The sequence below is a fragment of the Sinomonas susongensis genome (assembly GCF_005877005.1).
Classification (GTDB): domain Bacteria; phylum Actinomycetota; class Actinomycetes; order Actinomycetales; family Micrococcaceae; genus Sinomonas; species Sinomonas susongensis.
The window spans coordinates 12471-33402 of record NZ_SSNH01000010.1 but is presented as its reverse complement, the minus strand read 5'-3'; the positions used below and the strand labels follow the sequence as shown (position 1 = coordinate 33402).

The following is a 20932-nucleotide window of genomic DNA, read 5'->3' as shown; positions in this document are numbered from 1 at the left end:
TCCAACAGCAAGCCAATCAACCGAAGGAAGCGCATGCCCTCGCACAACTCAACCACCTGGCTCATCACCGGCTGCTCGACGGGTCTTGGCCGCGCCCTCGCGGAGGCCGTCCTCGCCAAGGGGCACCGCGCCGTCGTCACCGCGCGTGACGCGGATGCGGTCAAGGACCTCGCTGCCGCCTACCCCGACACGGCACTCGCACTCGCCCTCGACGTCACCGAGCCATCGCAGGTTGCCGAAACGGTTCGCGCGGCAGAGGAGCGCTTCGGCAACGTGGACGTCCTTGTCAACAATGCCGGGTATGGGTACCGGGCTGCGCTTGAGGAAGGGGACGACGCCGACGTGCAGCGCTTGTTCGCCACCAACGTTTTCGGGCCGGTCACCATGATGAAGGCCGTGCTCCCGGGCATGCGTGCGAAGCGGAGCGGCGCGATCGTGAACATCTCCTCGATCGGCGCCCGCATATGCCCGCCAGGCTCGGGCTACTACGCGGCGAGCAAGGCTGCGCTCGAGGGCCTCTCCGGGTCGGCTCAGAAGGAACTCGAGCCGCTCGGCATCACTGTCACGGTCGTCGAACCCGGTGGCTTCCGGACCGATTTCGCCGGCCGATCGCTGGCCCAGTCCGCGGAGCCGATCGGCGACTACGCCGAGACTGCTGGCAAACGGCGCAAGGAACGCGACACCGCGCACGGCAACCAGCCCGGCGACCCGGTAAAGGCGGCGGAGGCGATCATTGCGGCGATCGAAGCCGAGAAGGTCCCTCACTTCCTCCTGCTCGGGCAGGACGCGCTCGCTGGCTATCGAGCGGTTGCAGAGGCGCAGGCGGCCGACGTCGAGGCCTGGGAGACGGTGAGCTCGGGAACAGGATTCGACGCCTGAGAGTCAGGACGACTCTCCGGCCTGCATGGATTCCGCCCACTCGGCCACGCGTCGCGCCGCCTCTTCGTCGGAGACGTCCTCGACCCGGGTCATCACCGACCAGCGGATACCGAAGGGATCGCGGACGCTCGCGTATCGGTCCCCCGTGACGAACGTTGCGGCCGGTTCGCGCAGCGTTGCTCCGGCGTCGAGGGCGCGCTCGACGGCGGCGTCGACGTCGGGCAGATACACGCCGAGGGAAAGACAGTCGTCTTCACCAGCAGGTGGGAGGACGAGGTGGTAAGCGGGGTTGGGGTCGCCGAGCTCGAGGCGGCCGTTGCCGAAGTCGAGGACAGCATGGGCCACGATCGGGGTGCCATCGGGTCCGGGGAAGTCCGTGCGGCTGAGGAGCCTTGCGCCGAACACCGACTCATAGAAGCTGATCGCGCGGTCTGCGCCATCGACCACGATGAAGGGCGTAAGGGAGGTTGATCCCTTCGGGGTTCCGTTGACCGTGTGCTCGCCATTCGCGGCGGTGGCACTCGACACATTGTTCGGTTCGCTCATTCCGCCACCGTAAGTGGAGAGGGCGCCGACGCTCTTGAAGAAACGCGACAGGAGGGGCCGCAACACTACGATTGTGCGCGTGGAGCCGAAGTCGCGCGGTCAGCTGACGCCCGACCCGCGTGCGCCAATCGCCCGGATCGCGCCGCCGACCACGGCAGCGCACGCGATCAAGCACTTCTGGGTCGTCGAGTGGTCCCTCCCCGAGGGAGAGCAGACCCGCCAGCTCGCGCTCGGCTACCCGGTCATCAACCTGGTGGTCGAACCGGGACGGCTTGCTGTCTACGGTCCGTCGACGACGGCGGGAAGCCGGCTTCTCGAGGGCACCGGCTGGGCCGTCGGGGCACTGCTGCGGCCCGCCGCGACTCCGCTCTTCACTGATTGCCCGGGGGAGTTCGCAGACGGAGAACGGGACCTCGACGAACCGGGGCTGGCGTCCGCCGTCGCCCGCGCGATGAGCCGCCCGGCGTCGGCGGAGGCCCGGTTCGCGGAGGCGGCGGCCGCCGTCGCGGGGTGGATCGCCGAACGGCTTCCGCAAGCCGACGCGCGCGGGCTCGAAGCCAACCGGATGGCCGATCTGGCGGATGCAGAACCGGGGCTGCTCCGCGTTCCCGACCTTGCGGCCGCGATGGGGACCTCCGAGCGCACCATCGAGCGGCTCGCCGCCGACTTCCTCGGCCCGACGCCCGCGGCGCTCATGCGGCGACGGCGCATCCAGCTCGCTGCCGAACGCCTCCGTTCGGACCCGGACGGGCCGCTCGCGGAGCTCGCCCACACTCTGGGCTACTCCGACCAGGCACATCTCAGCAGGGACTTCCGCGCCGTCCTGGGCATGACTCCCGGTGAGTACCGCCTGCTCGTCGAGGGCTGAGGGCTAGGTCCGCGACCTCAGCTCGCGTCGCAGGATCTTGCCCGAAGAGGACTTCGGGATGGCATCCACGAATTCGACGAACCGCACACGCTTGAAGGGCGCCGCGTGCTCGGCGACGAACCCCATGATGTCCTCGTCACCCAATTGCGCACCGGGCTGCCGGACGACGAAAGCCTTCGGGACCTCTTCGCCGTCGTCCGCCTGGACCCCGATCACCGCAGCGTCGGCGACCTGCGGGTGGGTGAGGAGCAGCGCCTCGAGCTCTGCGGGGGCGATCTGGTAGCCCTTGTACTTGATGAGCTCCTTGAGTCGGTCGACGATGGTGACGGCGCCGTCGGCAGAGACCGTGGCGATGTCTCCGGTGCGGAGGAAGCCGTCCGGGTCGATCGTTGCGGCCGTGGCGTCGGGCCGGTTGAGGTAGCCGAGCATGACCTGTGGTCCTCGCACGAGAAGCTGCCCCGGGGCGCTCTGGCCTTCCTCGGGCACGGGGACTTCCTCATCCGTGAGGGGGTCGAGGAGCTTGCACTCCGTGTTCGGCGCGGTGACCCCCACCGAGTCGAGCGGGAACCGGTCCGCGGCGTCGAGCGGTATCGCATGGGACATAGGGCTCAGCTCTGTCATGCCGTAGCCCTGGAGCATGATGCAGCCGAGCCGACGGGCGACGGCGTGGCCCAGCTCCCCGTCGAGAGGAGCAGCGCCCGAGAGCGCGGCGCGGACTGACGAGAGGTCGTACTGTTCGACCATCGGGTGCTTGGCGAGGGCGACGGCGATGGGCGGTGCGATGAACAGATAGGTGCAGCGGTAGTCCTGGACGATCCGGAGGAATTCGGACAAGTCGAACTTGGGCATCGTCACGAGCCTGGCACGCTCCCGCAGCGCAAGATTCAGCAGGACGGTCATCCCGTAGATGTGGAAGAAGGGAAGCACCGCGAGGAGGACGTCGTCCCGCGTGACCCCGACGAGGGCGTGAGCCTGCGCGACGTTCGCCGCGAGGTTGTACTGGCTCAGCATGACGCCCTTGGGCGACCCGCTCGTGCCCGAGGAGTAGGGAATGACGGCCGCCGCATGCGGATCGAGGCTGACGGCCGGCGCGGAGAGCCCCGCCGCGAGCGCGTCCGCGAGCCGGGGGTGGACGGCGGCCGTGGCCTCCCCGCCGCCGTCGAGCAGCACGAGCCGTTCGGCCGGGATCCCCGCCTCCTCCGCGGCCGCCCGGGCGCGCTCAAGGAATGGGGAGATGGTGAAGAGCCACTCGGCCTTGGCATCGATGAGCTGTCTCGCCGTCTCCTCGGCCGTGTAGAGCGCGTTCACGGTCGTGACGGCGCACCCCGCCCGGAGGATGCCGTGGAAGACGACGGCGAACGCCGGGATGTTCGGGCTGAACAGTGCGGCCGTGGTACCAGGGCCAGCACCGCGGCTCGCAAGCCAACCGGCAAGGGCGTCGATCCGGCCCACCAGCTCCCGGTAGCTCAGTTCCCCGCCGCTCCCTCCCTCGACTATGGCGACGCGGTCGAAGTCCGCATCGCTCAGGCCCCCGAACAGATAGTCGTAGAGGGTGCACTCGGGGATGTCGGCGTCCGGCAGGGGGCTGGTGAACATGTGGGCTCCTTCGCGTTGTGGCTCCATTGCACCCGCTCGCGAAGGCGACGGCAAGAGCTCAGCTGCTTGCCGCCGTGAGCCTCTCCCCCAGCTTCCGCATTGCGTCCCGGAGTTCCGGCGGGTCGATGACCGTGACCGGCCAGCCGAGCCGCACGACGTGATAGGCGATGTAATCGAGGTCGTCGGCTCCGGTGGTGAGAATGGCTCCGCCGTCCCCGTCGGGCTCGACGACCGCCATGGTCGGGGTCACGAACTGCGCGACCTCCTGCGCCGACGCCTCGATCCTGACCTTCGCGACGAAGCGATACGGGGCCTGTGTGATCGAGGCGCGGACGAATTCGACGGCGTCGGGGGCCTCGCGCTGCTTGAACCGCCAGCCCGTCCCCCGGGCCGCCGTCATCCGGTCCAGGCGGAACGTCCGCCAGTCGTCCCGGTCGAGGTCCCACGCCATGAGGTACCAGCGTCGGGCGGCCGCCACGAGGCGGTAGGGCTCGACGCGCCGCTCTCCGTGATCGCCGTCCGCCTTCGTGTAGTCGAACGAGGCGCGTTCAGGGGTGCGGATGGCGCGCGCGAGGGCGACGAGGACGTCGGCATCGACCGCCGTGACGGGGCTGTCCAGGCTCACGGTCGCGTCGATGACGCCCTTGACCTCGGCGCGCAGCCGGGCCGGCAGCACCTGGTCGAGCTTCGCGAGGGACCGCACGGCGGCCTCACCGAGACCAGCGACGGTCCCACCGGCCGCAAGGCGCAGGCTCACGGCGACAGCGACCGCCTCCTCGTCGTCGAGCAGGAGCGGCGGCAGGGCCTTGCCCGCCCCGAGCTGGTACCCGCCCCCCGTCCCGTGCTCAGCCCGCACGGGATAGCCGAGGGCGCGCAGACGCTCCACATCGCGGCGGACGCTGCGGGTCGTGACCCCCAGACGCTCGGCGAGCTCGGTCCCGGTCCAGACTGGGCGCTGCTGGAGCAGGTTGAGCAGGCTCAGCACTCGGTGGGTCGTGTCTCCCATGGATCCATGATCCCCCGTCACTAGGACAAGATGTGTCCTAGTGACGTTGTCCTTGAGGTCTTCCCTTTCAGCGGACCGAAGCTGTCCTGCTTGACGAGCAGACTTGAAACGAGGGGAGGGAGGGTCTCCCCGCGAGCCAGGAACAGCACCCGGAACGACCAAGAGGGGACCGTCATGTCTACCATTGCAGGGCAGCGCTCGCCATCCGCCACCCATGTCCGGAAGCACGCATGGACGCTGTCTGCTCCGCCGGAGCGGAACACGGTACATCCCGCCCAACCGGCGCGCAGCGCCCTCATGAGGTTCCGTGCGGCATGGCGCCGCGGAGGCGAGATGTCCCAGATCGTGGACGGGCTGCGCGACGCGGCGTGGAGCGCTTCGGGGAACGCAAGCCATCGGTTCTGGTGACCCCGCCAGCCGAACCGTACTCCCTGGGGGTCAGCCGATCCAGGCCAGAAGCCCTCGCCAAAGCCCGACGATGACCGCTCCACCGAAAACTGCCCCGGCGATCGTCTGCGAGGGAGTGTGCGCGCGAAGGACGAGCCGCGACCAGATGACCACAGGCACGAGCAGCAGCACGGGCCACCAGCTGGCGCCGAAAAGAAACATCACGGAGACGGCCGCAGACGTGATCGCCGCGGCGTGCCCGCTGATCTTCCAGACAAGGCTCACGAGGGCCAGCAGCGCGAGGCCACCGATGAGCGCGAGCACCATCGCAATCACACTCGCCGGAGCCCGCAGCAGCAGGAGCAACCCCAGGCCGACCAGGACGCACGCGATCGAGGCCGCAAGCACGGGCACGCGCTGCCGACGGTCGCTCACGTGGTGATCGGTCACCTTTCCTGCCCGCACCAGCGCGAGCAGCAGACCGAACGGCAGGAGGCACGTGAAGGCGGCGGCGACCAAGCCGTACCAGAGTGTCCCCGGGAACCCAGGGCTCCCGGCCGGGCTCAGCAGCATGAGGACGGCCGTGACAATCGGCGGCTGGAGCGCCTCGGTCACGACGCGCGCGAAGGCGAACCGCCTGGCAGGCAAGGAGACGGCCACCCTGGCTACCTGGCGTCCGCGAGGACGAGCTCCACGAGCGCACCGAAGAGGTCCGGGTCGAGGCCCATGCCCGCGAGCGCGGCGACGACGGCGGCCGGCGACTCCCCTGCGGCGACGCGGGCAAAGATGTCGCCCTTCACCGTGAACTTCTCGTGGACGTCCTCGAGGAGGCGCTCGACGGCGTCGACCGTCCGGTTGGGTGCCAAGGTCAGCGTGCCGTCCACGGCAAGGGTCAAGCCCCGGTTCGCGTCGACGTCGTCCACCCGCACGTGCAGCGTCCTCGCCGCCGCGTCGTAGGAGACGGAACCCGGATCTTCCCTGTCGCCGGACCGCACCCGAACGCCCGAAGGCTCCTCGACCCCGACGATGGCGACGTCGTACGAACGGACGGCGGGGACGCCGTCGGCCGCTCCGTCGCATGGGTGGACGCGAAGCTCGCCGACGCCCCACTCGAATTCGATCCTCGTGCGGACCTGGTGCTCCCGCTCCCCCGCCGCCGCTCCGCCGTCGTCCTCTATGAGCGTGAACGCGCCCGAGGCGCCCGCGAAGACGCGCAGCTCAAGCCGCTGCGGAGCCGCGACGCCGTTTCGGAGCGCCTCCCCGTGGTCCAAGGGGACGATCGCGCCGGCCTTCGCAAGCACCGGGATCGAATCGAGGGTGCGGAACAGGCGCGCATGCCGGCCGCCCTCGTAGCGCGTGCCCGTGAAGAAGTCGATCCACTGGCCCGGCGGGAGCCACGCGTCGACACTTGCCCGGTTGAGCGCGCGCGTCCGGGGCGAGACGATCGGCGCAACCATGAGCTCACTGCCGAACAGGTACTGGTTCGGCACCTCGTAGGCCTCGGCGACCTCGGGGTACTCGTAGTACATCGGCTCGACGAGCGGCCGGCCTCCGGACGCGGCGCGGTGGTTCATAGTGTGGAGGTACGGGACGAGGCGATGGCGCAGGCGGAGGAACTCGCCCATGACTTCCTCGGCGTCAGCCCGGAACCGCCACGGCTCCTTTCCCGTGAACGGCAAAGACGAGCTGTGGAGCCGATTGATGGGCGAGAAGACGCCCAGCTGGACCCAACGCGTCGCCAGGTCGTCGTCCTTGTAGCCCCACATGTGGCCGCCGATGTCGTGGCTCCACCAGCCGTAGCCGATGTTCGAGGCGGTCGCGGTGAAGTACGGCTGGAACGCAAGGGACTCCCACGTCACGATCGTGTCGCCCGAGAAGCCGATCGGGTAGCGGTGGCTTCCCGGCCCGGCATAGCGCGAAAAGGTGAGCGGCAGCCGGCCCTTCCGGGCCGAGTCGAGGAAGTGGATGTGGTTCAGCACCCACAGTGGGTCGAGGCCCTCGATGCGGGAGTAGGGTCCCGACTGCCAGTCGAGCCACCAGAAATCCACACCCGCGTCCTCGAGCGGGTGATGGACCTCCTCGAGGTACGCGCGGAGGAATTCGGGGTCGGTCGGGTCGAATGAGATGGCGTCGCCCGCCGCGGGGTCGAGGCCAAGCACTTCCGCGGTCTTGGCGTAGACCTCCTCGTGCGCGGCGATCCCGTCTGCTGGGTGGACGTTGAGCGTGAGGCCCAGCCCGCAATCGTGGAGCCAGCGCGCGAAGCCTTCAGGATCCGGGAACAGTTCGCGGTTCCAGGTGTAGCCGGTCCAGCCGCTCCCGTGGGCGGGATCGATGTCGGTGAGGTGCCAGTCCATGTCGAGCACGGCGACCGAGAGCGGGATCCGCTCGGCGGCGAAACGCTCGATCACGCCTCGGTATTCGTCCTCGTCATACCGGTGGTAGCGGCTCCACCAGTTGCCGAGCGTGAAGCGGGGCACGAGCGGGGTCGGGCCGGAGATGCGGTAGAAGTCCCGGAGGCATTTGCGATAGTCACGTCCGTAGCCGAAGAAGTACAGATCAGTTCTTCCCCCCGGCCGCGCGTCGAGCCACCCCTCATCGTCGAAGACGAGGGTCTCGCTGTCGTCGAGCACGGAGAAGCCGTAGCGGGACAGGAGGCCGGGCTCGAGCTCGCAGGGTCCGTCCACGCCGTCGAGCGTCCGGGCCGTTCCGCCCAGGTTCTTCTCGCCGACTTCGCCGTAGTGCCACACGCTGTGGTAATTGCTGACGTTGCCGAGGACCTTGACCGAGAGACCGTGCGGCGTGAACTCGCGCTTGTCGTACACGAGGTGCACGTGCTCCGTGATGACCTCGAGCGCTTCCGGCTTGTCGAAGACGCGGAACTCGGGAACCTCGAGGTCCCGGTGGAGCGCGACCTGGGAAGGCCTGTCCTCGAACTCCCCGTCCGGGCTGTATTCGAGGCGGAGCAGCTGGGACGTCAAGACAGTGAAGCGGTAGTTCGGGCCTTGGACGACGGCGCCTGGCCGGGCCCGGGGAGAGGTCTCGAGGCGGAGATGTTCGGGGAGGGAAGCCGTGCGAGTGGTCTCAGTCACGCTCTCTACCCTACTCAGCCGGCCCGGGAAGCACCGCTACTCTTGCGCCATGGACCCCTCTGACCTCGTCTCGTTCGACTCCCTGCTCAGCGAGGATGAACTGGCCCTCCGCGCCCGCGTCCGGGCGTTCGTCCGCGCCGAGATCAGGCCGAACATCGCGCGCTGGTACGAGGAGGCGCGCTTCCCGCTCGAGCTCGTGCCGGAGCTTGCCCGCCAGGGCCTGTTGGGCATGCACCTGTCCGGCTACGGGTGCGACGGCCGCTCGGCGGTCGAATACGGCCTCGCCGCAGCTGAGCTCGAGGCTGGAGACTCGGGGCTGCGCACGTTCGTCTCGGTCCAGGGGTCGCTCGTGATGAGCGCGATCTGGAAGCACGGCTCGGAGGAGCAGAAGCAGGAATGGCTGCCTCGGATGGCGACGGGCGAGGCGATCGGCTGTTTCGGGCTCACCGAGCCCACCGCCGGGTCCGACCCCGGCTCGATGCGCACCTTCGCCCGCCGCGACGGCTCCGACTGGGTCATCTCGGGGACCAAGCGCTGGATCGGCCTCGCCAACGTCGCGGATGTCGCCGTCGTCTGGGCCCAGACGGACGACGGCGTGCGCGGCTTCGTCGTCCCGACCTCTACTGCCGGCTATGCGGCAACACCGATCGAGCCGAAGCTTTCGATGCGGGCTTCGATCCAGTGCGAGGTGACGCTCGACGACGTGCGCCTGCCCGAGGACGGGGTCCTGCCCGGCGCCGTAGGTCTGCGCGGACCGTTCTCCTGCCTGAATGAGGCCAGATACGGCATCGTGTGGGGGGCGATGGGGGCAGCACGGGATGCGTTCGAGGACGCGCTCGCCTACTCGAAGGAGCGCCTCCAGTTCGGCAAGCCCCTCGCCGGGTACCAGCTGACCCAGCAGAAGCTCGTCGACATGGCCCTCGAGATCAACAAGGGCTTCCTCCTCGCCCTGCACCTCGGCCGGCTCAAGGACGCGGGCCGGCTCGAGCCGCACCAGATCAGCGTCGGCAAGCTCAACAACTGCCGCGAGGCGATCGAGATCTGCCGCGAAGCCCGCACCATCCTCGGCGGCAACGGCATCACCCTCGAGTATTCGCCGATGCGGCACGCCAACAACCTCGAGTCCGTGCGCACCTACGAGGGGACCGACGAGGTGCACACCCTCATTCTGGGTGAGCGGCTGACCGGGGTTGGAGCGTTCCGCTGAGCGGCTGACGCCATGTCCTGAATGCTGTCAGTCCCAACTGCTACCTCCGGCCGGGACCGGTTGGGCCCCCCAAATCCGGCTTACGGCTGCGCAGAGCCGACGTCCTGGGCCCCTCCCATTGACACCGCAGAAGCACGCATTGCTACTCTGCCGATTGTCATTCCTCAATACGTAAAGGAGAGGTTTCTCATGGAAACTACGCGCATGAAGCGAGGCCCCGTACTCACCGTGGCCGCCGCCGTCGCCCTCGGCACCCTAGGACTGCTCGGCGCTTCGCTGGCCGTCTCGTGGATCGCGGGTTCGCTCGGCATCTCTGCCGCTGCGGCGAGCCAGATCATGCAGGCAGTCGAGGTAGGAGGGTGGGCCCTCGTCGTCATCGGCACCGTCTTCGGTGCGGGCATCACGGGCGCGCTCATCGCGACTGCGCGCGCGGTCGCGCTGCGGTGGGGCCGGGCTCAGGCCGTGGCATAGCCGAGTGTTCGCTCGCGGTCCACGTGCTGTGCTGAGGGGCGTGCCCCCGGGCCTGCTCCTCAGCACGGCGGCCGGGATGATCCTTGTCGCGTGCACGGGATACACAGCTCTCGACGTTTCCTGGATCGCCGACAACAAGGTCTTCGGCGAAGGCGCATGGTTCGCGGGCGGCCTCGGTCAGATACTCCTGAGGAACGTAGGCGCCGCACTAGTTCTGTACTCCGGCGTCGTCACTCTCGGACTCACCACGCTGATCGCGGGCGGCATCCTCGCCCTTTATGTCGGCGCGACCGTCTCCTTGGGCGTCCATTCAGTCGGCGTGGCCCAACTCTTGGCTGACGTCATTTGGTACGCCCCCCTTGAATTCGGCGGGCTCGTCCTTGCTGCAACGGCTGGACTCCAGCCAACTTCCGGTGCGGTGCGGCAGGTCCTGCTCGACAAGGGCAGGATCTCGCTCACCTCGCTGTATCGCGACGTCGCCGCCTCGCTTCGCACCGTCGCCCTCGCCCTGGCCCTCATCACGGTGGCCGCGGTAATCGAGAGCACCCTCATTTCCCTCCGATCACCTTAGGAACCATGAGCATCTCAGCCCCAGAACCTCCCCGACCCGACGAGCCCCTGATCAGCGTTGCCCGCGTCGGTCACATGAAACCCGAGAATTCCTCGGACGAGGGCAAACAGAAAACTCCCCGATTCTTCTGGGTCATCGCCTATCTGGTCATCATGGGGCTTGTACTCGCCCGGCTTCCCCTTGTGCTCCAGGCGGTCGCCTCGCAGATACCTGCCGATGCCAAAGCGGAGCTAGGCGACGAACGGCTGATGACCTTCTCTACCACGGTGGGTGGGGTCATGTTCGTACTCGTGTACGCAGTCGTCATGCTGCTGTATCTGCTCTTGGCAGCGTTCCTCGATCGACGAATCATTCCCACAAAGCCGCTGCTTCATGGGAAATGGAGAGTCGGCATGTATTTCGTTATCGCTGTACTGAGCACCATTCCCGTGCACCTCGCCAGCATCGTGTCTCAACTCCCCGATCTGCACGGCGTGCCCGGCTACTACGCCTACTTTCCCCTGGTCGCGGTCTCCGCCCTCTTGGCCTACCGCCACTATTGGCGGGGACTAGCAGCTGGGAAAAGGGTCCTCGTCATCGCGACCGCCGGGGCTCTCCCGCTACTCATCAGCTTCGGCTAAAAAGGCAGGGGCGCCATGCTGGGACGCTTATATGTTCGCTACTTCCCAATACTCCACCGGATTCAACTCGTCGGCCTGATTCTCCTCTCCATCGTCGCTGCAATCGGGCTGTGGGCGGCCCCCTTGCCAACGGATCTTAAAAACCTCGATCCGCTTGCAGCAAAGTATGTTGCACTAGGAGGGGTGACCGCATTTGGCGTACTGGTCCCTTTCGTCTTGACGTTTACAAAGGTCAATGCATTCTCTGCACTGAAGATCATCGTCTACCTCCTCGCAGGAGTCTCACATGGATTCAGTCTTAGTCCATATCTGGCCACCCCTGTCCAGACTGTCGCTTCACTAGCGGCAACGGTCGTCTGCACACTGTTGGCCTCGGCCCAGCTCGTCGAACTCCATGGTTCGATCCTTTCAGCCGACCCCAAAAGCAAATTCTGACCATGGCCTCATCCGCCTGGATCGCCGATTTTCGCCTCATGCGGGATTTTCGCGCTTTCGAAATCATCAACTCCTTTCGACTTCCTTTGAGCCTCGGGGCCTTCAAGCTGCTGGTGACGACAGCCGTTTGCGTGGGCGGCCTCATCGCGATCGGGCTGTGGTTCCTGCTCCTGCGGATTCTCCGCGACACTGTCTTCGCCCAGGATCGCGAACTCGCGTGGCAGATGTGCTCCCTCGCGATCCTGTACTCGTCAGCCACCCTCGTCGGCTCGGGGCTGCTGACCGGCCGGCGCCTCGCCGTGGCCGCAAACCCCCACCTCAAGCTGTTCCGGGACCTCGATCTGCCGCTCTCCCACGTCGCACTGCGCTACGGGGTCCTCCCCGCAGGGGTCGCGGCGGCACCGCTTCCGGTCGCGACCCTCGTCTTCCTCCTCGTCTTCGGCCCCGACGACCCCAACACGGCGGCACGCTACGCGTGGATTCTTCCTCTCGCCCTCTGCGCCTCGGCTGCGGCTTGCTTCACCGCCGCGTGGTGCGCCATCCGGGTGCCGCGCCGGGCTTCCGTGACCTGGCTGCGGGCGGAGGCGTGCGCCGTCGTCGGCTTTCTGCTCGGTGTCGCAACAACAGGGACCATGCGCGCTGGCATCTCCTGGCCCGGCCTCCCGCCGCTGGCGATCCCTGTGCTCGCCACGGCCTCGCTAGTCGCCACGGTCGCGTTGATCGTCGGCACTCTGGTCTGCCTGCGCAGCGCCCGGTACTCCTCGCTCCTGCTACCGAATCGAGAGCGCCGGTCCCCTCAGCGACCGACGGGGAGCGGCCTCTCGACAGCTTTCCTCGCGGATCTCACGGCATCCCCGCACGGAACGCTGGCATCGATGTACTAGTTGATCCCGATCTCGGTGTGCGGAATTCTGGTCGGCTGCGCTCCTCTTCTTCCGCTCCCAGCTCTCGCCGCGGTGCCGACGACGGACGTGAGCCGCGCCGTCGTGGGCATCACCGTCCTGCTCGGCTCGTGTGTGCTTGCGATTGCGTTCGAACGCGTCGGTCCCACGGCCAAGATCTACCATGCCCGCTTCGTCATCGAGAATGGCCTCTCCGCCCATCGCGTTGCGGCCTCGCTTCTCGGTTTGTACATCGGCATGACCCTCCCGCTTGGCGCCTTCGTCACGACCGCGGCGTGGCTCGCGACGGGCAATCTCTACCTCGCACCCCTAGCCGCCGCCGTCGTCGTCGCTGCCGCCGAGGCAACCGGAGAATCGCTCGTCGCCCCGCTGCCCAGCACGGACGGCACCAAGCCCTTCGAACTCGCGAGCAGCGTCGCGGCCTATGCGCTTATGGCGCCCTGCTTCCTCGTCATCCTCGTCGATCCTGTTCTCGCCGCCGTCCTCATCGCCCTGTACGCCCTCGTCCTGACATTGGGAGCCCTCCTTTGCCTTCGCCACCGCCTGAGCCGCCACACCTCGAATTCGCGTCGGTCGTCGCCGGCTACGATCGCGAGCACCCGGTCTTCAACCCCTTGAGCCTCGCCCTCGGCGGCCCGGGACTCGTCCGGATTGCCGGCCCGAACGGGAGCGGGAAGTCCACTCTGCTCGAGCTGGTCTCTGGATTTCTTGCTCCCTTCGAGGGCGAGGTGCGAATCTCGGGAACGCTCGCCCACTCGCCCGAAGCCCGGCTCCTCCGCAGTGTCTGCCGGACAGCGCCTGCACTGTATCCCTCGATGACCACGAGGGACCATCTTGCGTTCGCCGCACGCTGTCGCCGCACGGACCTGAACCCGCTTCTCGAGCGAGCCGCAAGCTACGGCCTGGCGGAGTGGCTCGAGGCGCCGGCCGCCGAGCTCTCGACCGGGAACCAGCGCAAGCTCTGGCTCCTCGCCTGCACCTCGTTGCCCACCCCACTCACCATCCTCGACGAACCGTTCAACGGCATGGACGACCATGGCGTCGAGACCCTCATCGCGGAGCTCTCCAAATGGTCCGACGAGGGGCTCGTCCTCCTTATCGCCCACACGCCGCCCCGGGGACTTGAACCTCGGCAGACAGTCCTGCTCGAGGGCTAGGCGGCTACGGAGAGATGTGGTCCAAGTGCCGGTTGCGGGTGTGAGGGGTGAATTGGACGAGGATGGCTGCGATGACGAGGAACACCGAAATCAGGCCCAGCGCCCACACGACCGGCAGCTGGGGCAGGATCGGCGCGATGATCATGACGCCGATGCCCCCTCCGATGTGGCCGACGCCGTCCACGAGGGCAAAGCCCGTCGTGCGGGCACGAGTCGGGAAGCACTCGGCGGTCAGCGCGTACGTCGGGGAGACCCACAGGTTGAACCCGGCGAAGATGAGGATCGCGCCGATGAAGGATACCCAGATATTGGTGCCCGCCGAGGCGACCACGAGGGAGCCGATGATGGTCACCACGGCGGCGATGGGCAACCAGTAGCGCCGCTCGAGCTTCTCCACGATCGCACTCATCACGGCAGCCTCAGCAACGAAGCCGAGCGTCCCGACGGCAGCGATGACGCCGGCCTCGGGCGGCGGGTAGCGAAGCGCCGACAGGACAGCCGTGAAGCCGGACGCGAACGAGTAGACCGTGATGTAGCCGATGAACCAGATGAGGAACAGCAGGATGATCCGCCGCACATACATCGCGCGGCTGAAGAGGTCGCGGTACGGCACGGGCGACGGCGGCACGGTTGCCCCGTACGTGTCCGCGAGGAGAGGCTCCGCGAGCGGCCCGTGACGGGCGGCTCGTTCCTCCATGACGCGGACGACGCCGTCCGCGTCCGCGAAGCGTCCCTGACCGATGAGCCAGCGCGGCGACTCGGGCAGTTCGATCCTGAGCAGGACCGCAATGACGGCGAGGATCGCGCCAATCCCGTACATCCACCTCCACCCGATCTCGAATCCAGGGCCGGCAACGGCGAACGGGAGGCCGAGCGGCCAGGGAGTGGCCGGTGTTGTCAGGATGAGCCCGAGCCAGATGCCGACGAGCGCCCCCAGAGCGGACATGATGAAGATGATGGTGGTGAACTTCGCCCGCGCTCTACGCGGCGCGACCTCGTTCACGTACGTATTGACGATCGCGAGGTCGGCGCCGATGCCGATGCCTGTCACGATCCGTGCAATGTTGAAGTTCGCGTAGTCGCCCACGAACGCGTTGTAGAGGGAACCGAGACCCGTGATGAGCATCGTGACCATGAGCATGTTGCGGCGCCCAACGCGGTCGGCGATCGGGCTGAGCACGAGGGTTCCGACCACATAGCCGGCGAGATTGAGGAGCACCGGGAGCGGCAGCGCGCTCAGGGCGTTCTCTGGAGTGCAGCCCTTGTTCAGCTCCACGCACGTCTGGATGAACGAGACGTTGATGTCGAAGATGTCGTAGAACGTGAAGAGGAACCCGAGCCCGATGATCCCGATGAAGAGGTAGGAAAGGCTCCAGACCTCAAGGCGTTCGAGCCGTGCGACGACCTGCTGGCCCGTGGGGGCACTGACGGAACCAGCGTCCATGGATGAACTCACGTGGACCGACCTCCCACCCCGGGGTGGCGCGTATCCGTGCCAGGACTGCCCCGGCTGTTGGCGCCATTGTGCACCTGCGCCTTGGGCGATACAAGGCGCAGTACGCTATCTCGGGCTGGCGTCCGGTCGGTGCGGTCGGCTGGTCAGTCGAGCAGGAGCGCAGGCTCCTCCATGATGGCCGCGACGTCGGCCATGAAGCGTGCCGAGAGGTCGCCGTCGACGACGCGGTGATCGAACGAGCCGCCGAGGGTCGTGATCCAGCGCGGAATCACCTCACCGGAGACCACCCATGGCTTCTGCTTGATCGTGCCGAAGGCGACGATCGCCACCTCGCCGGGGTTGATGATCGGGGTGCCGATATCAATGCCGAGGGCACCGATGTTGGTGACGGTCAGTGTGCCGCCCTGCATGTCGGCAGCCTTCGTCTTTCCGGCACGCGCGGTCGTCGCGAGATCGTTGAGCGCAACCGCGAGGTCCTTGAGCGAAAGATCCTGGGCGTTCTTGATGTTCGGCACGAGGAGGCCACGCGGAGTCGCCGCGGCGATCCCGAGATTCATGAAGTGCTTGACGTGGATCTCGTCGCCCTTCGGAGTGCTCACCCACTCCGAGTTCACGCTCGGATTCCGGGCCGCAGCCCAGATGACCGCCTTCGCGAGGATGAGCAGGGGGGAAACCTTGATGTTCTCGAACTCGCGCGACTTCTTGAGCCGCTGGACGAATTCCATGGTCCGCGACGCATCGACATCGACGAAGATGCTCACATGGGGTGCCGTGAAGGCCGAATCGACCATGGCCTTCGCCGTAGCCTTCCGTACGCCGCGGACCGGGACAACCTCGATCCGCTGGTCCGACGGCTTCTTCGCGGGTTCCCAGAACTTCGGTGCCGCAGCGATCTCGCGTTCGCGCTGCACCTGGTACGACTCCAAGTCCGCGCGAGTCACCTCGCCGCGTGCGCCTGTCGCGGGAACGTCCGCGAGATTGATGCCGAGTTCCTTCGCTATCCGCCGGACGGGGGGCTTGGCGAGGACCCTCGTCAGCAGACGGGCGACGGCGTTGTCCGCCTCCGGGGTTGCGGCGGCCTGCGGAGCGCCTCCGTTGATCCCCATCGCCGTTCCCGAGGGGACAGCAGGCTGCGCCTCGCTCTGCTGAGCGGCGGAGTCGCCGAGACTCGAGCCAGGAGCCGTGATCTGCTGCCTGCGGGGACGACGCTTCACCGCGTCCGCCTTCGGCCCCGAGCCAACGAGGGGTCCGCTCTCGACTCCCGGTTCGTGCATCTGAGGGACGGGTGCATTGGCGCCATCCGCTCCCGCGGGCGGCTGCACCGATGGGAGCGCGACGGAGGGGGCCGACGACGGGACGGCGGGCGCGCTCGGGGCCCTCCCGCCGTCGTTCGCTTCCGGGGAGGCAGACGGCGAGACAGGCGCCGGGCCGGGTGCGGCAGGAGCGGCGTCCGTGGCCGCACCGATCGCGATGATCGGCGAGCCCACTTCGATGGTTTCGTGTTCCGGGGCCAGGAGTTCGAGAACGGTGCCCTCGAAGGGGCTCGGAAGCTCGACGAGGCTCTTCGCAGTTTCGATCTCGCACAGGACGTCGTTGATCGCGACGGTGTCGCCGGGCTTGACCTTCCAGGCGACGATATCGGCCTCGGTCAGCCCCTCGCCCACATCGGGGAGGTTGAAGATCTGCTTGCTCATGGGGCTCCTAGTACGCGAACGCCCGGTCGAGGGCCTCGAGGATTCGGTCGATGTCCGGCAGATACTGGCCCTCGACCTTCGATACGGGGTACGGCATGTGGAAGCCGCCGACTCGGATCACCGGCGCCTCGAGGGAGAGGAATGCGCGTTCGGACACCCGGGCCGCGATCTCGCCGCCCAGCCCGCCGAAGGTCGGTGCCTCGTGGGCGACCACGAGCCGGCCCGTCTTCTGCACCGACGCCGTCACGGTGTCGAAGTCGATGGGCGAGAGGGACCGGAGGTCGACGACCTCGATGCTGCGGCCGTCCTCGACTGCCGCCTCCGCCGCGGCGAGCGCCACCGGAACGAGGGGGCCGTAGGCCACGATGGTCGCGTCGGCTCCCTGACGGACAACGTGCGCCCGGAACGGGTCCGCCGAGGTTCCGGGATCCTCCGTGTCCACCTCGCCCTTGAGCCAGTACCGGCGCTTCGGCTCGAGGACGATGACCGGGTCTTCGCACTCGATCGCGTGGCGCGTCATCCAGTAGGCGTCGTGCGGGTTGGAGGGCGTCAGGATCCGGAGCCCCGCGGTGTGGGCGAAGAGGGCCTCTGGCGATTCCGAGTGGTGCTCGACCGAACCGATGCCCCCGCCGTAGGGAATCCGGATCGTCACCGGAACGGTGAGCTGGCCCCGGCTGCGCGCGTGGAGCTTCGCGAGCTGGGTGGTGATCTGATTGAAGGCCGGGTAGACGAACCCATCGAACTGGATCTCGCCGACCGGACGGTACCCGCGCAGCGACAGGCCGATGCTCGTCCCGACGATCCCGGATTCGGCCAGCGGGCTGTCGACGACCCTATCCTCGCCGAACTCGGCCTTGAGACCCTCGGTCACCCGGTAGACGCCGCCCAGGGCGCCGATGTCCTCGCCCATGAGCATCACCATCTCGTCCGCCGCGAGCGCATCCCTAAGGCCGGCGTTGATGGCCTTCGCCAGAGTCATCGTGGGCATCAGTGACCGCCTTCCACTGCATTCGCGTCGGCGTCGGCGAAGCCTGCCTCGTACTGGAGGTGCCATGCGAGCTCTTCATCTACGAGCGGGTGCCGCTCGGAGTAGACGTTCTGCATCTCTTCAGCAAGGCTTGGTGGCTCGAACGCGAGGACGTCCTTCCGCGACTTGGCGGCCAGGGCATCCCCTTCAGCCGCGACCTCGGCGAAGAACGCGTCGTCTGCGTGGCCCTCGGCACGGAGGAACTTCTCGAAGCGCGTGACTGGGTCCTTCGCGAGCCACGATTCCTCTTCGGCGGTGAGCCGGTACTTCGTCGGATCGTCGGCCGTCGTGTGGGCGCCCTGACGGTAGGTGTAGGCCTCGATGAGGACCGGCCCCTTGCCGCTCCGTGCGCGCTCCAGGGCCCATTCGGTCACGGCCCGGACGGCGAGCACGTCGTTGCCGTCCACCCGAAGGCCGGGGAAGCCGTAGCCCTTGGCGCGATTGTGCAGCGGAATGCGCGACTGCACCTGGGTGGGCACCGAGATGGCCCACTGGTTGTTCTGGCAGAAGAACACGACTGGCGCCTTGAAGCTCGCGGCGAAGACCATGCTCTCGTGGATGTCGCCTTCCGAGCTCGCACCATCGCCGAAGTAGGCGACGACGGCGGCCGACTCGGGCAGCGGCCGTCCCGCACCGGCGGCGCGGGACGCGTCCCGCTGGAGCGCCATCGCGTAGCCGACGGCGTGCGGCACCTGCGCCGCAAGGACCAGAGTGTAGAGGTGGAAATTGGTCTCAGTGGGATCCCAGCCACCATTCGAGACGCCCCGGAACTGCCTGAGGAGCTCGCCCAGCTCCACGCCCCGCGTCAGCGCAACGCCATGCTCGCGGTAGGTGGGGAAGATGTAGTCCTGCGGAAGCGTCGCCCGCCCCGAACCGATCTGGGCTGCCTCCTGCCCGCGGACCGGAACCCACAGCGAAAGCTGGCCCTGTCGCTGGAGCGCTGTCGCCTCGGCGTCGAAGCGACGGATCATCGCCATGTCCCGGTACAGCCCGCGCAGTTCGTCGCCGTTCCACGCGGACGCGCGCTCAGCGAAATGGGAGCGATGGTGGAACCGGCCTTCCTCGTCGAGGAGCTGGACCATGTTCACATGGCCCTCGGTTCGTTCCTGGGCGAGGGCCTCGAGCTCGTCGAGCAATTCCTCAGGGATGTCGTCGAACTCGGTGGTGGGCAGTTCTCCTGCCATTCCGCCGCCTCCTGCCGTAATCGTCTCTCCGCCGGACGGTGCGTGCCGGATTACATATTCTGCCAAGGGAATACGTACTGCATTTGGAATATATGCCTTCGGCCCAGCTGCCACTCTACAGAGTGCGACTGGGCCGCCTGCTCAGCTTAACCGCTAGGAACCGATAGGGGCCTTTGTGAAACTCCTACAGAGCTCGAGGAAGCGGGAGTTGGCCTCTTCCTCGCCGATGCTGACTCTCACTCCCTCGGTTCCGAACGCCCTCACCGAGAGAGCTCGGGCTGCGGCCTGCGCCGCAAATTCGGGCGTTGCCTCTCCCAGATTCAGCCACACAAAGTTCCCCTGTGCATCCGGGACAGACCACCCGAGGTCGCGAAGCCCCTTCATCACTCGATCCCGTTCGTCCACGAGGCTTTGTACTCTTTCTACAACCTCGGCATAGTGGTCGAGCGACGCGATCGCTGCCCGCTCGGCCACCGACGAGACCGCGAACGGAACCGCTGCGACGCGCAGGTGTTCGGTGATCTCGGGGCGCGAAATCGAATAGCCGACCCGAAGCCCGGCTAGGCCGTGGGCCTTCGAGAACGTCCGCAGCACCACGACGTTCGGGTATCTCGTGTACAGCGCGAGGCCGTCGACGGCCTCGGCGTCGCGCACGAACTCCTGGTACGCCTCGTCGATGACGACCACGACATCGGAGGGGAGCGACTCAATGAACCGTTCGGTCTCCGCGGTCCCGAGGACGGGTCCGGTGGGATTGTTAGGGGTGCAGAGCAGCACGACGCGGGTCCGATCGGTGACCGCCGCCGCCATCGCCTCAAGATCGTGCCGTCCGTCCTCGGTCACCGGGGCCTGAACGCTCTTGGCGCCCGCGAGCCCAACCGAGATCGGGTAGGCCTCGAAGGACCGCCATGCATACACGACCTCGTCCTGGACCCCGTCGTCCTGCTGGCCTGCGAACGCCGCGAGCAGCTGGTTGAGGGCTCCGAGGCTTCCACCTCCGGTCACGATGTCCTCGGCCGGAACGCCCAGGAAGTCGGCGAGGCGGGCACGGAGCGAGCTTGCAACGGGATCCGGGTAGCGGTTGACGGCGGTCTCGGCGGCTATCGCGTCCAGAACCGCCGGGAGGGGCGGAAGCGGATTCTCATTGGAGGACAGCTTGAAGCTTTCGAGCCCTTGGACGGCGGCGGGAGGCTTTCCTGCCGCGTACTTCGGGAGACGGTTGATGACGGAACGCGGGCCGACGACCAGGGAGCGTGGGGTCTTGCCCTCCGTGCCGGCGACGACGGCGGCTGCTTCGGCGCTGTCGTGACTGTTGAGTGCAGAAGTCATGGTTTCAAGCGTAACTGGGTCCCGAGACGTAGAGGACGGCGTGTGGAACGATGGGCGCATGCTGCGATTCCTGATCCGCGTCGTTGTCAACGCCATCGCACTCTGGGTGGCCAGCTGGATCCTGCCGGGCATCAAGATCAACTCGACCGCGGTCACTGACGTCGCCGCGAATTCCGGCGCGGGAGGGCACAGCAATCTCGTGGGCATCGTGCTCGCGTACCTCTTCATCGGCCTCATCTTCGGGCTCGTCAACGCGCTCGTGCGCCCGATCATCGAAGTCCTCTCCCTCCCCGTCACGTGCCTGACCCTCGGTCTCTTCGCGCTCGTCATCAACGCCGCGATGCTCGCCCTCACCGCCTGGCTCAGCGGCTACACGCCTGTCCACTTGACCATCGACTCCTTCTTCTGGACAGCCATCCTCGGCGCCATCATCATCTCCGTCGTCTCGGCCGTCATGGGCTGGATCCTCGGAGCCAACCGCAAGCGCTAGGCCCCGGGGAAACCGGGA

Annotated in this window: 22 protein-coding genes; 12 read left to right on the top strand and 10 right to left on the bottom strand. The window is 67.4% G+C overall.

All coding sequences use genetic code 11. The features are described 5' to 3' along the window. Positions 1-33: 33 nt before the first annotated feature. Positions 34-879 (top strand): oxidoreductase, encoded by an 846-nt coding sequence (locus E6A21_RS13790; protein WP_138444743.1) that lies wholly within the window; start codon positions 34-36, stop codon positions 877-879. 3 nt (positions 880-882) lie between these two features. Here E6A21_RS13790 and E6A21_RS13785 read toward each other — a convergent pair whose 3' ends face one another. Next, positions 883-1425, bottom strand: coding sequence for a VOC family protein (locus E6A21_RS13785; RefSeq protein WP_138444742.1), 543 nt, complete (start codon positions 1423-1425; stop codon positions 883-885). A gap of 79 nt (positions 1426-1504) precedes the next feature. Between E6A21_RS13785 and E6A21_RS13780 the strand changes: the two genes are divergently transcribed. Further along, entirely contained in the window at positions 1505-2293 is a 789-nt protein-coding gene (locus tag E6A21_RS13780; RefSeq protein ID WP_138444741.1) for a helix-turn-helix domain-containing protein, read from the top strand. Between the two features lie 3 nt (positions 2294-2296). On the opposite strand, the gene E6A21_RS13775 is transcribed toward E6A21_RS13780, so the two are convergent. Next, complete coding sequence (locus tag E6A21_RS13775; protein ID WP_138444740.1) at positions 2297-3889, bottom strand: AMP-binding protein; 1593 nt, start codon at positions 3887-3889, stop codon at positions 2297-2299. A gap of 58 nt (positions 3890-3947) precedes the next feature. After that, entirely contained in the window at positions 3948-4895 is a 948-nt protein-coding gene (locus E6A21_RS13770) for a helix-turn-helix transcriptional regulator (RefSeq protein ID WP_138444739.1), read from the bottom strand. Positions 4896-5069: 174 nt separating this feature from the next. Here E6A21_RS13770 and E6A21_RS13765 point away from each other — a divergent pair, with 174 nt between their 5' ends. Continuing rightward, positions 5070-5303, top strand: a complete 234-nt coding sequence (locus E6A21_RS13765) for a hypothetical protein (protein ID WP_138444738.1) — start codon at positions 5070-5072, stop codon at positions 5301-5303. Between the two features lie 30 nt (positions 5304-5333). Here the strand turns inward: E6A21_RS13765 and E6A21_RS13760 are convergent, their stop codons facing one another. Further along, positions 5334-5942: a phosphatase PAP2 family protein gene (locus E6A21_RS13760; protein ID WP_246036515.1), complete on the bottom strand. Its 609-nt coding sequence runs from the start codon at positions 5940-5942 to the stop codon at positions 5334-5336. Positions 5943-5947: 5 nt separating this feature from the next. Then, positions 5948-8371, bottom strand: a complete 2424-nt coding sequence (locus tag E6A21_RS13755; RefSeq protein WP_138444737.1) for a glycoside hydrolase family 31 protein — start codon at positions 8369-8371, stop codon at positions 5948-5950. A gap of 49 nt (positions 8372-8420) precedes the next feature. Here E6A21_RS13755 and E6A21_RS13750 point away from each other — a divergent pair, with 49 nt between their 5' ends. The 8 genes from E6A21_RS13750 (at position 8421) to E6A21_RS17935 (ending at position 13734) form a co-directional block, all read left to right on the top strand. Next, positions 8421-9578, top strand: a complete 1158-nt coding sequence (locus E6A21_RS13750) for an acyl-CoA dehydrogenase family protein (RefSeq protein WP_138444736.1) — start codon at positions 8421-8423, stop codon at positions 9576-9578. Positions 9579-9767: 189 nt separating this feature from the next. After that, positions 9768-10049, top strand: a complete 282-nt coding sequence (locus E6A21_RS13745; RefSeq protein ID WP_138444735.1) for a hypothetical protein — start codon at positions 9768-9770, stop codon at positions 10047-10049. A gap of 40 nt (positions 10050-10089) precedes the next feature. Then, positions 10090-10620, top strand: a complete 531-nt coding sequence (locus E6A21_RS13740; protein WP_138444734.1) for a stage II sporulation protein M — start codon at positions 10090-10092, stop codon at positions 10618-10620. Positions 10621-10625: 5 nt separating this feature from the next. Then, entirely contained in the window at positions 10626-11240 is a 615-nt protein-coding gene (locus E6A21_RS13735; protein WP_138444733.1) for a hypothetical protein, read from the top strand. Positions 11241-11255: 15 nt separating this feature from the next. After that, positions 11256-11675, top strand: a complete 420-nt coding sequence (locus E6A21_RS13730; protein ID WP_138444732.1) for a hypothetical protein — start codon at positions 11256-11258, stop codon at positions 11673-11675. Positions 11676-11788: 113 nt separating this feature from the next. Beyond that, entirely contained in the window at positions 11789-12559 is a 771-nt protein-coding gene (locus E6A21_RS17945) for a hypothetical protein (RefSeq protein WP_171041409.1), read from the top strand. A 72-nt stretch (positions 12560-12631) separates the two neighbouring features. Then, positions 12632-13195 carry a hypothetical protein gene (locus E6A21_RS17940; RefSeq protein WP_212745943.1) on the top strand — a complete coding sequence of 188 codons (564 nt, stop codon included), beginning with the start codon at positions 12632-12634 and terminating at the stop codon, positions 13193-13195. Next, the gene (locus E6A21_RS17935; protein WP_171041407.1) at positions 13192-13734 is read left to right on the top strand and encodes an ABC transporter ATP-binding protein; all 543 of its coding nucleotides are present in this window, start codon (positions 13192-13194) and stop codon (positions 13732-13734) included. The genes E6A21_RS17940 and E6A21_RS17935 overlap by 4 nt, the downstream gene beginning before the upstream one ends. A gap of 4 nt (positions 13735-13738) precedes the next feature. Here the strand turns inward: E6A21_RS17935 and E6A21_RS13720 are convergent, their stop codons facing one another. From E6A21_RS13720 to hisC, 5 genes are all read right to left on the bottom strand, one after another. Beyond that, complete coding sequence (locus E6A21_RS13720) at positions 13739-15178, bottom strand: MFS transporter (protein ID WP_138444731.1); 1440 nt, start codon at positions 15176-15178, stop codon at positions 13739-13741. Positions 15179-15333: 155 nt separating this feature from the next. After that, a complete protein-coding gene (locus E6A21_RS13715) occupies positions 15334-16884 on the bottom strand; it encodes a dihydrolipoamide acetyltransferase family protein (RefSeq protein ID WP_138444730.1) in 1551 nt (516 codons plus the stop codon). Between the two features lie 7 nt (positions 16885-16891). Then, positions 16892-17872, bottom strand: a complete 981-nt coding sequence (locus tag E6A21_RS13710; protein WP_138444729.1) for an alpha-ketoacid dehydrogenase subunit beta — start codon at positions 17870-17872, stop codon at positions 16892-16894. Further along, complete coding sequence (pdhA, locus tag E6A21_RS13705) at positions 17872-19095, bottom strand: pyruvate dehydrogenase (acetyl-transferring) E1 component subunit alpha (RefSeq protein ID WP_138444728.1); 1224 nt, start codon at positions 19093-19095, stop codon at positions 17872-17874. Before pdhA ends, E6A21_RS13710 begins: the two co-directional genes overlap by 1 nt. A 153-nt stretch (positions 19096-19248) precedes the next feature. Further along, on the bottom strand, positions 19249-20424 hold the full coding sequence (gene hisC / locus E6A21_RS13700) for a histidinol-phosphate transaminase (RefSeq protein WP_138444727.1): 1176 nt from the start codon (positions 20422-20424) through the stop codon (positions 19249-19251). A 58-nt stretch (positions 20425-20482) separates the two neighbouring features. Here hisC and E6A21_RS13695 point away from each other — a divergent pair, with 58 nt between their 5' ends. Further along, complete coding sequence (locus E6A21_RS13695) at positions 20483-20914, top strand: phage holin family protein (protein ID WP_138444726.1); 432 nt, start codon at positions 20483-20485, stop codon at positions 20912-20914. Positions 20915-20932: the final 18 nt, after the last annotated feature.

Excerpts from the sequence above, each read along its gene's own strand:
- E6A21_RS13790 (WP_138444743.1), top strand. The coding sequence starts at position 34 with ATGCCCTCGCACAACTCAACCACCTGGCTCATCACCGGCTGCTCGACG.
- E6A21_RS13785 (WP_138444742.1), bottom strand. The coding sequence starts at position 1,425 with ATGAGCGAACCGAACAATGTGTCGAGTGCCACCGCCGCGAATGGCGAG.
- E6A21_RS13775 (WP_138444740.1), bottom strand. The coding sequence starts at position 3,889 with ATGTTCACCAGCCCCCTGCCGGACGCCGACATCCCCGAGTGCACCCTC.
- E6A21_RS13770 (WP_138444739.1), bottom strand. The coding sequence starts at position 4,895 with ATGGGAGACACGACCCACCGAGTGCTGAGCCTGCTCAACCTGCTCCAG.
- E6A21_RS13765 (WP_138444738.1), top strand. The coding sequence starts at position 5,070 with ATGTCTACCATTGCAGGGCAGCGCTCGCCATCCGCCACCCATGTCCGG.
- E6A21_RS13750 (WP_138444736.1), top strand. The coding sequence starts at position 8,421 with ATGGACCCCTCTGACCTCGTCTCGTTCGACTCCCTGCTCAGCGAGGAT.
- E6A21_RS13745 (WP_138444735.1), top strand. The coding sequence starts at position 9,768 with ATGGAAACTACGCGCATGAAGCGAGGCCCCGTACTCACCGTGGCCGCC.
- E6A21_RS13735 (WP_138444733.1), top strand. The coding sequence starts at position 10,626 with ATGAGCATCTCAGCCCCAGAACCTCCCCGACCCGACGAGCCCCTGATC.
- E6A21_RS13730 (WP_138444732.1), top strand. The coding sequence starts at position 11,256 with ATGCTGGGACGCTTATATGTTCGCTACTTCCCAATACTCCACCGGATT.
- E6A21_RS13720 (WP_138444731.1), bottom strand. The coding sequence starts at position 15,178 with ATGGACGCTGGTTCCGTCAGTGCCCCCACGGGCCAGCAGGTCGTCGCA.
- E6A21_RS13715 (WP_138444730.1), bottom strand. The coding sequence starts at position 16,884 with ATGAGCAAGCAGATCTTCAACCTCCCCGATGTGGGCGAGGGGCTGACC.
- E6A21_RS13710 (WP_138444729.1), bottom strand. The coding sequence starts at position 17,872 with ATGCCCACGATGACTCTGGCGAAGGCCATCAACGCCGGCCTTAGGGAT.
- pdhA (WP_138444728.1), bottom strand. The coding sequence starts at position 19,095 with ATGGCAGGAGAACTGCCCACCACCGAGTTCGACGACATCCCTGAGGAA.
- hisC (WP_138444727.1), bottom strand. The coding sequence starts at position 20,424 with ATGACTTCTGCACTCAACAGTCACGACAGCGCCGAAGCAGCCGCCGTC.
- E6A21_RS13695 (WP_138444726.1), top strand. The coding sequence starts at position 20,483 with ATGCTGCGATTCCTGATCCGCGTCGTTGTCAACGCCATCGCACTCTGG.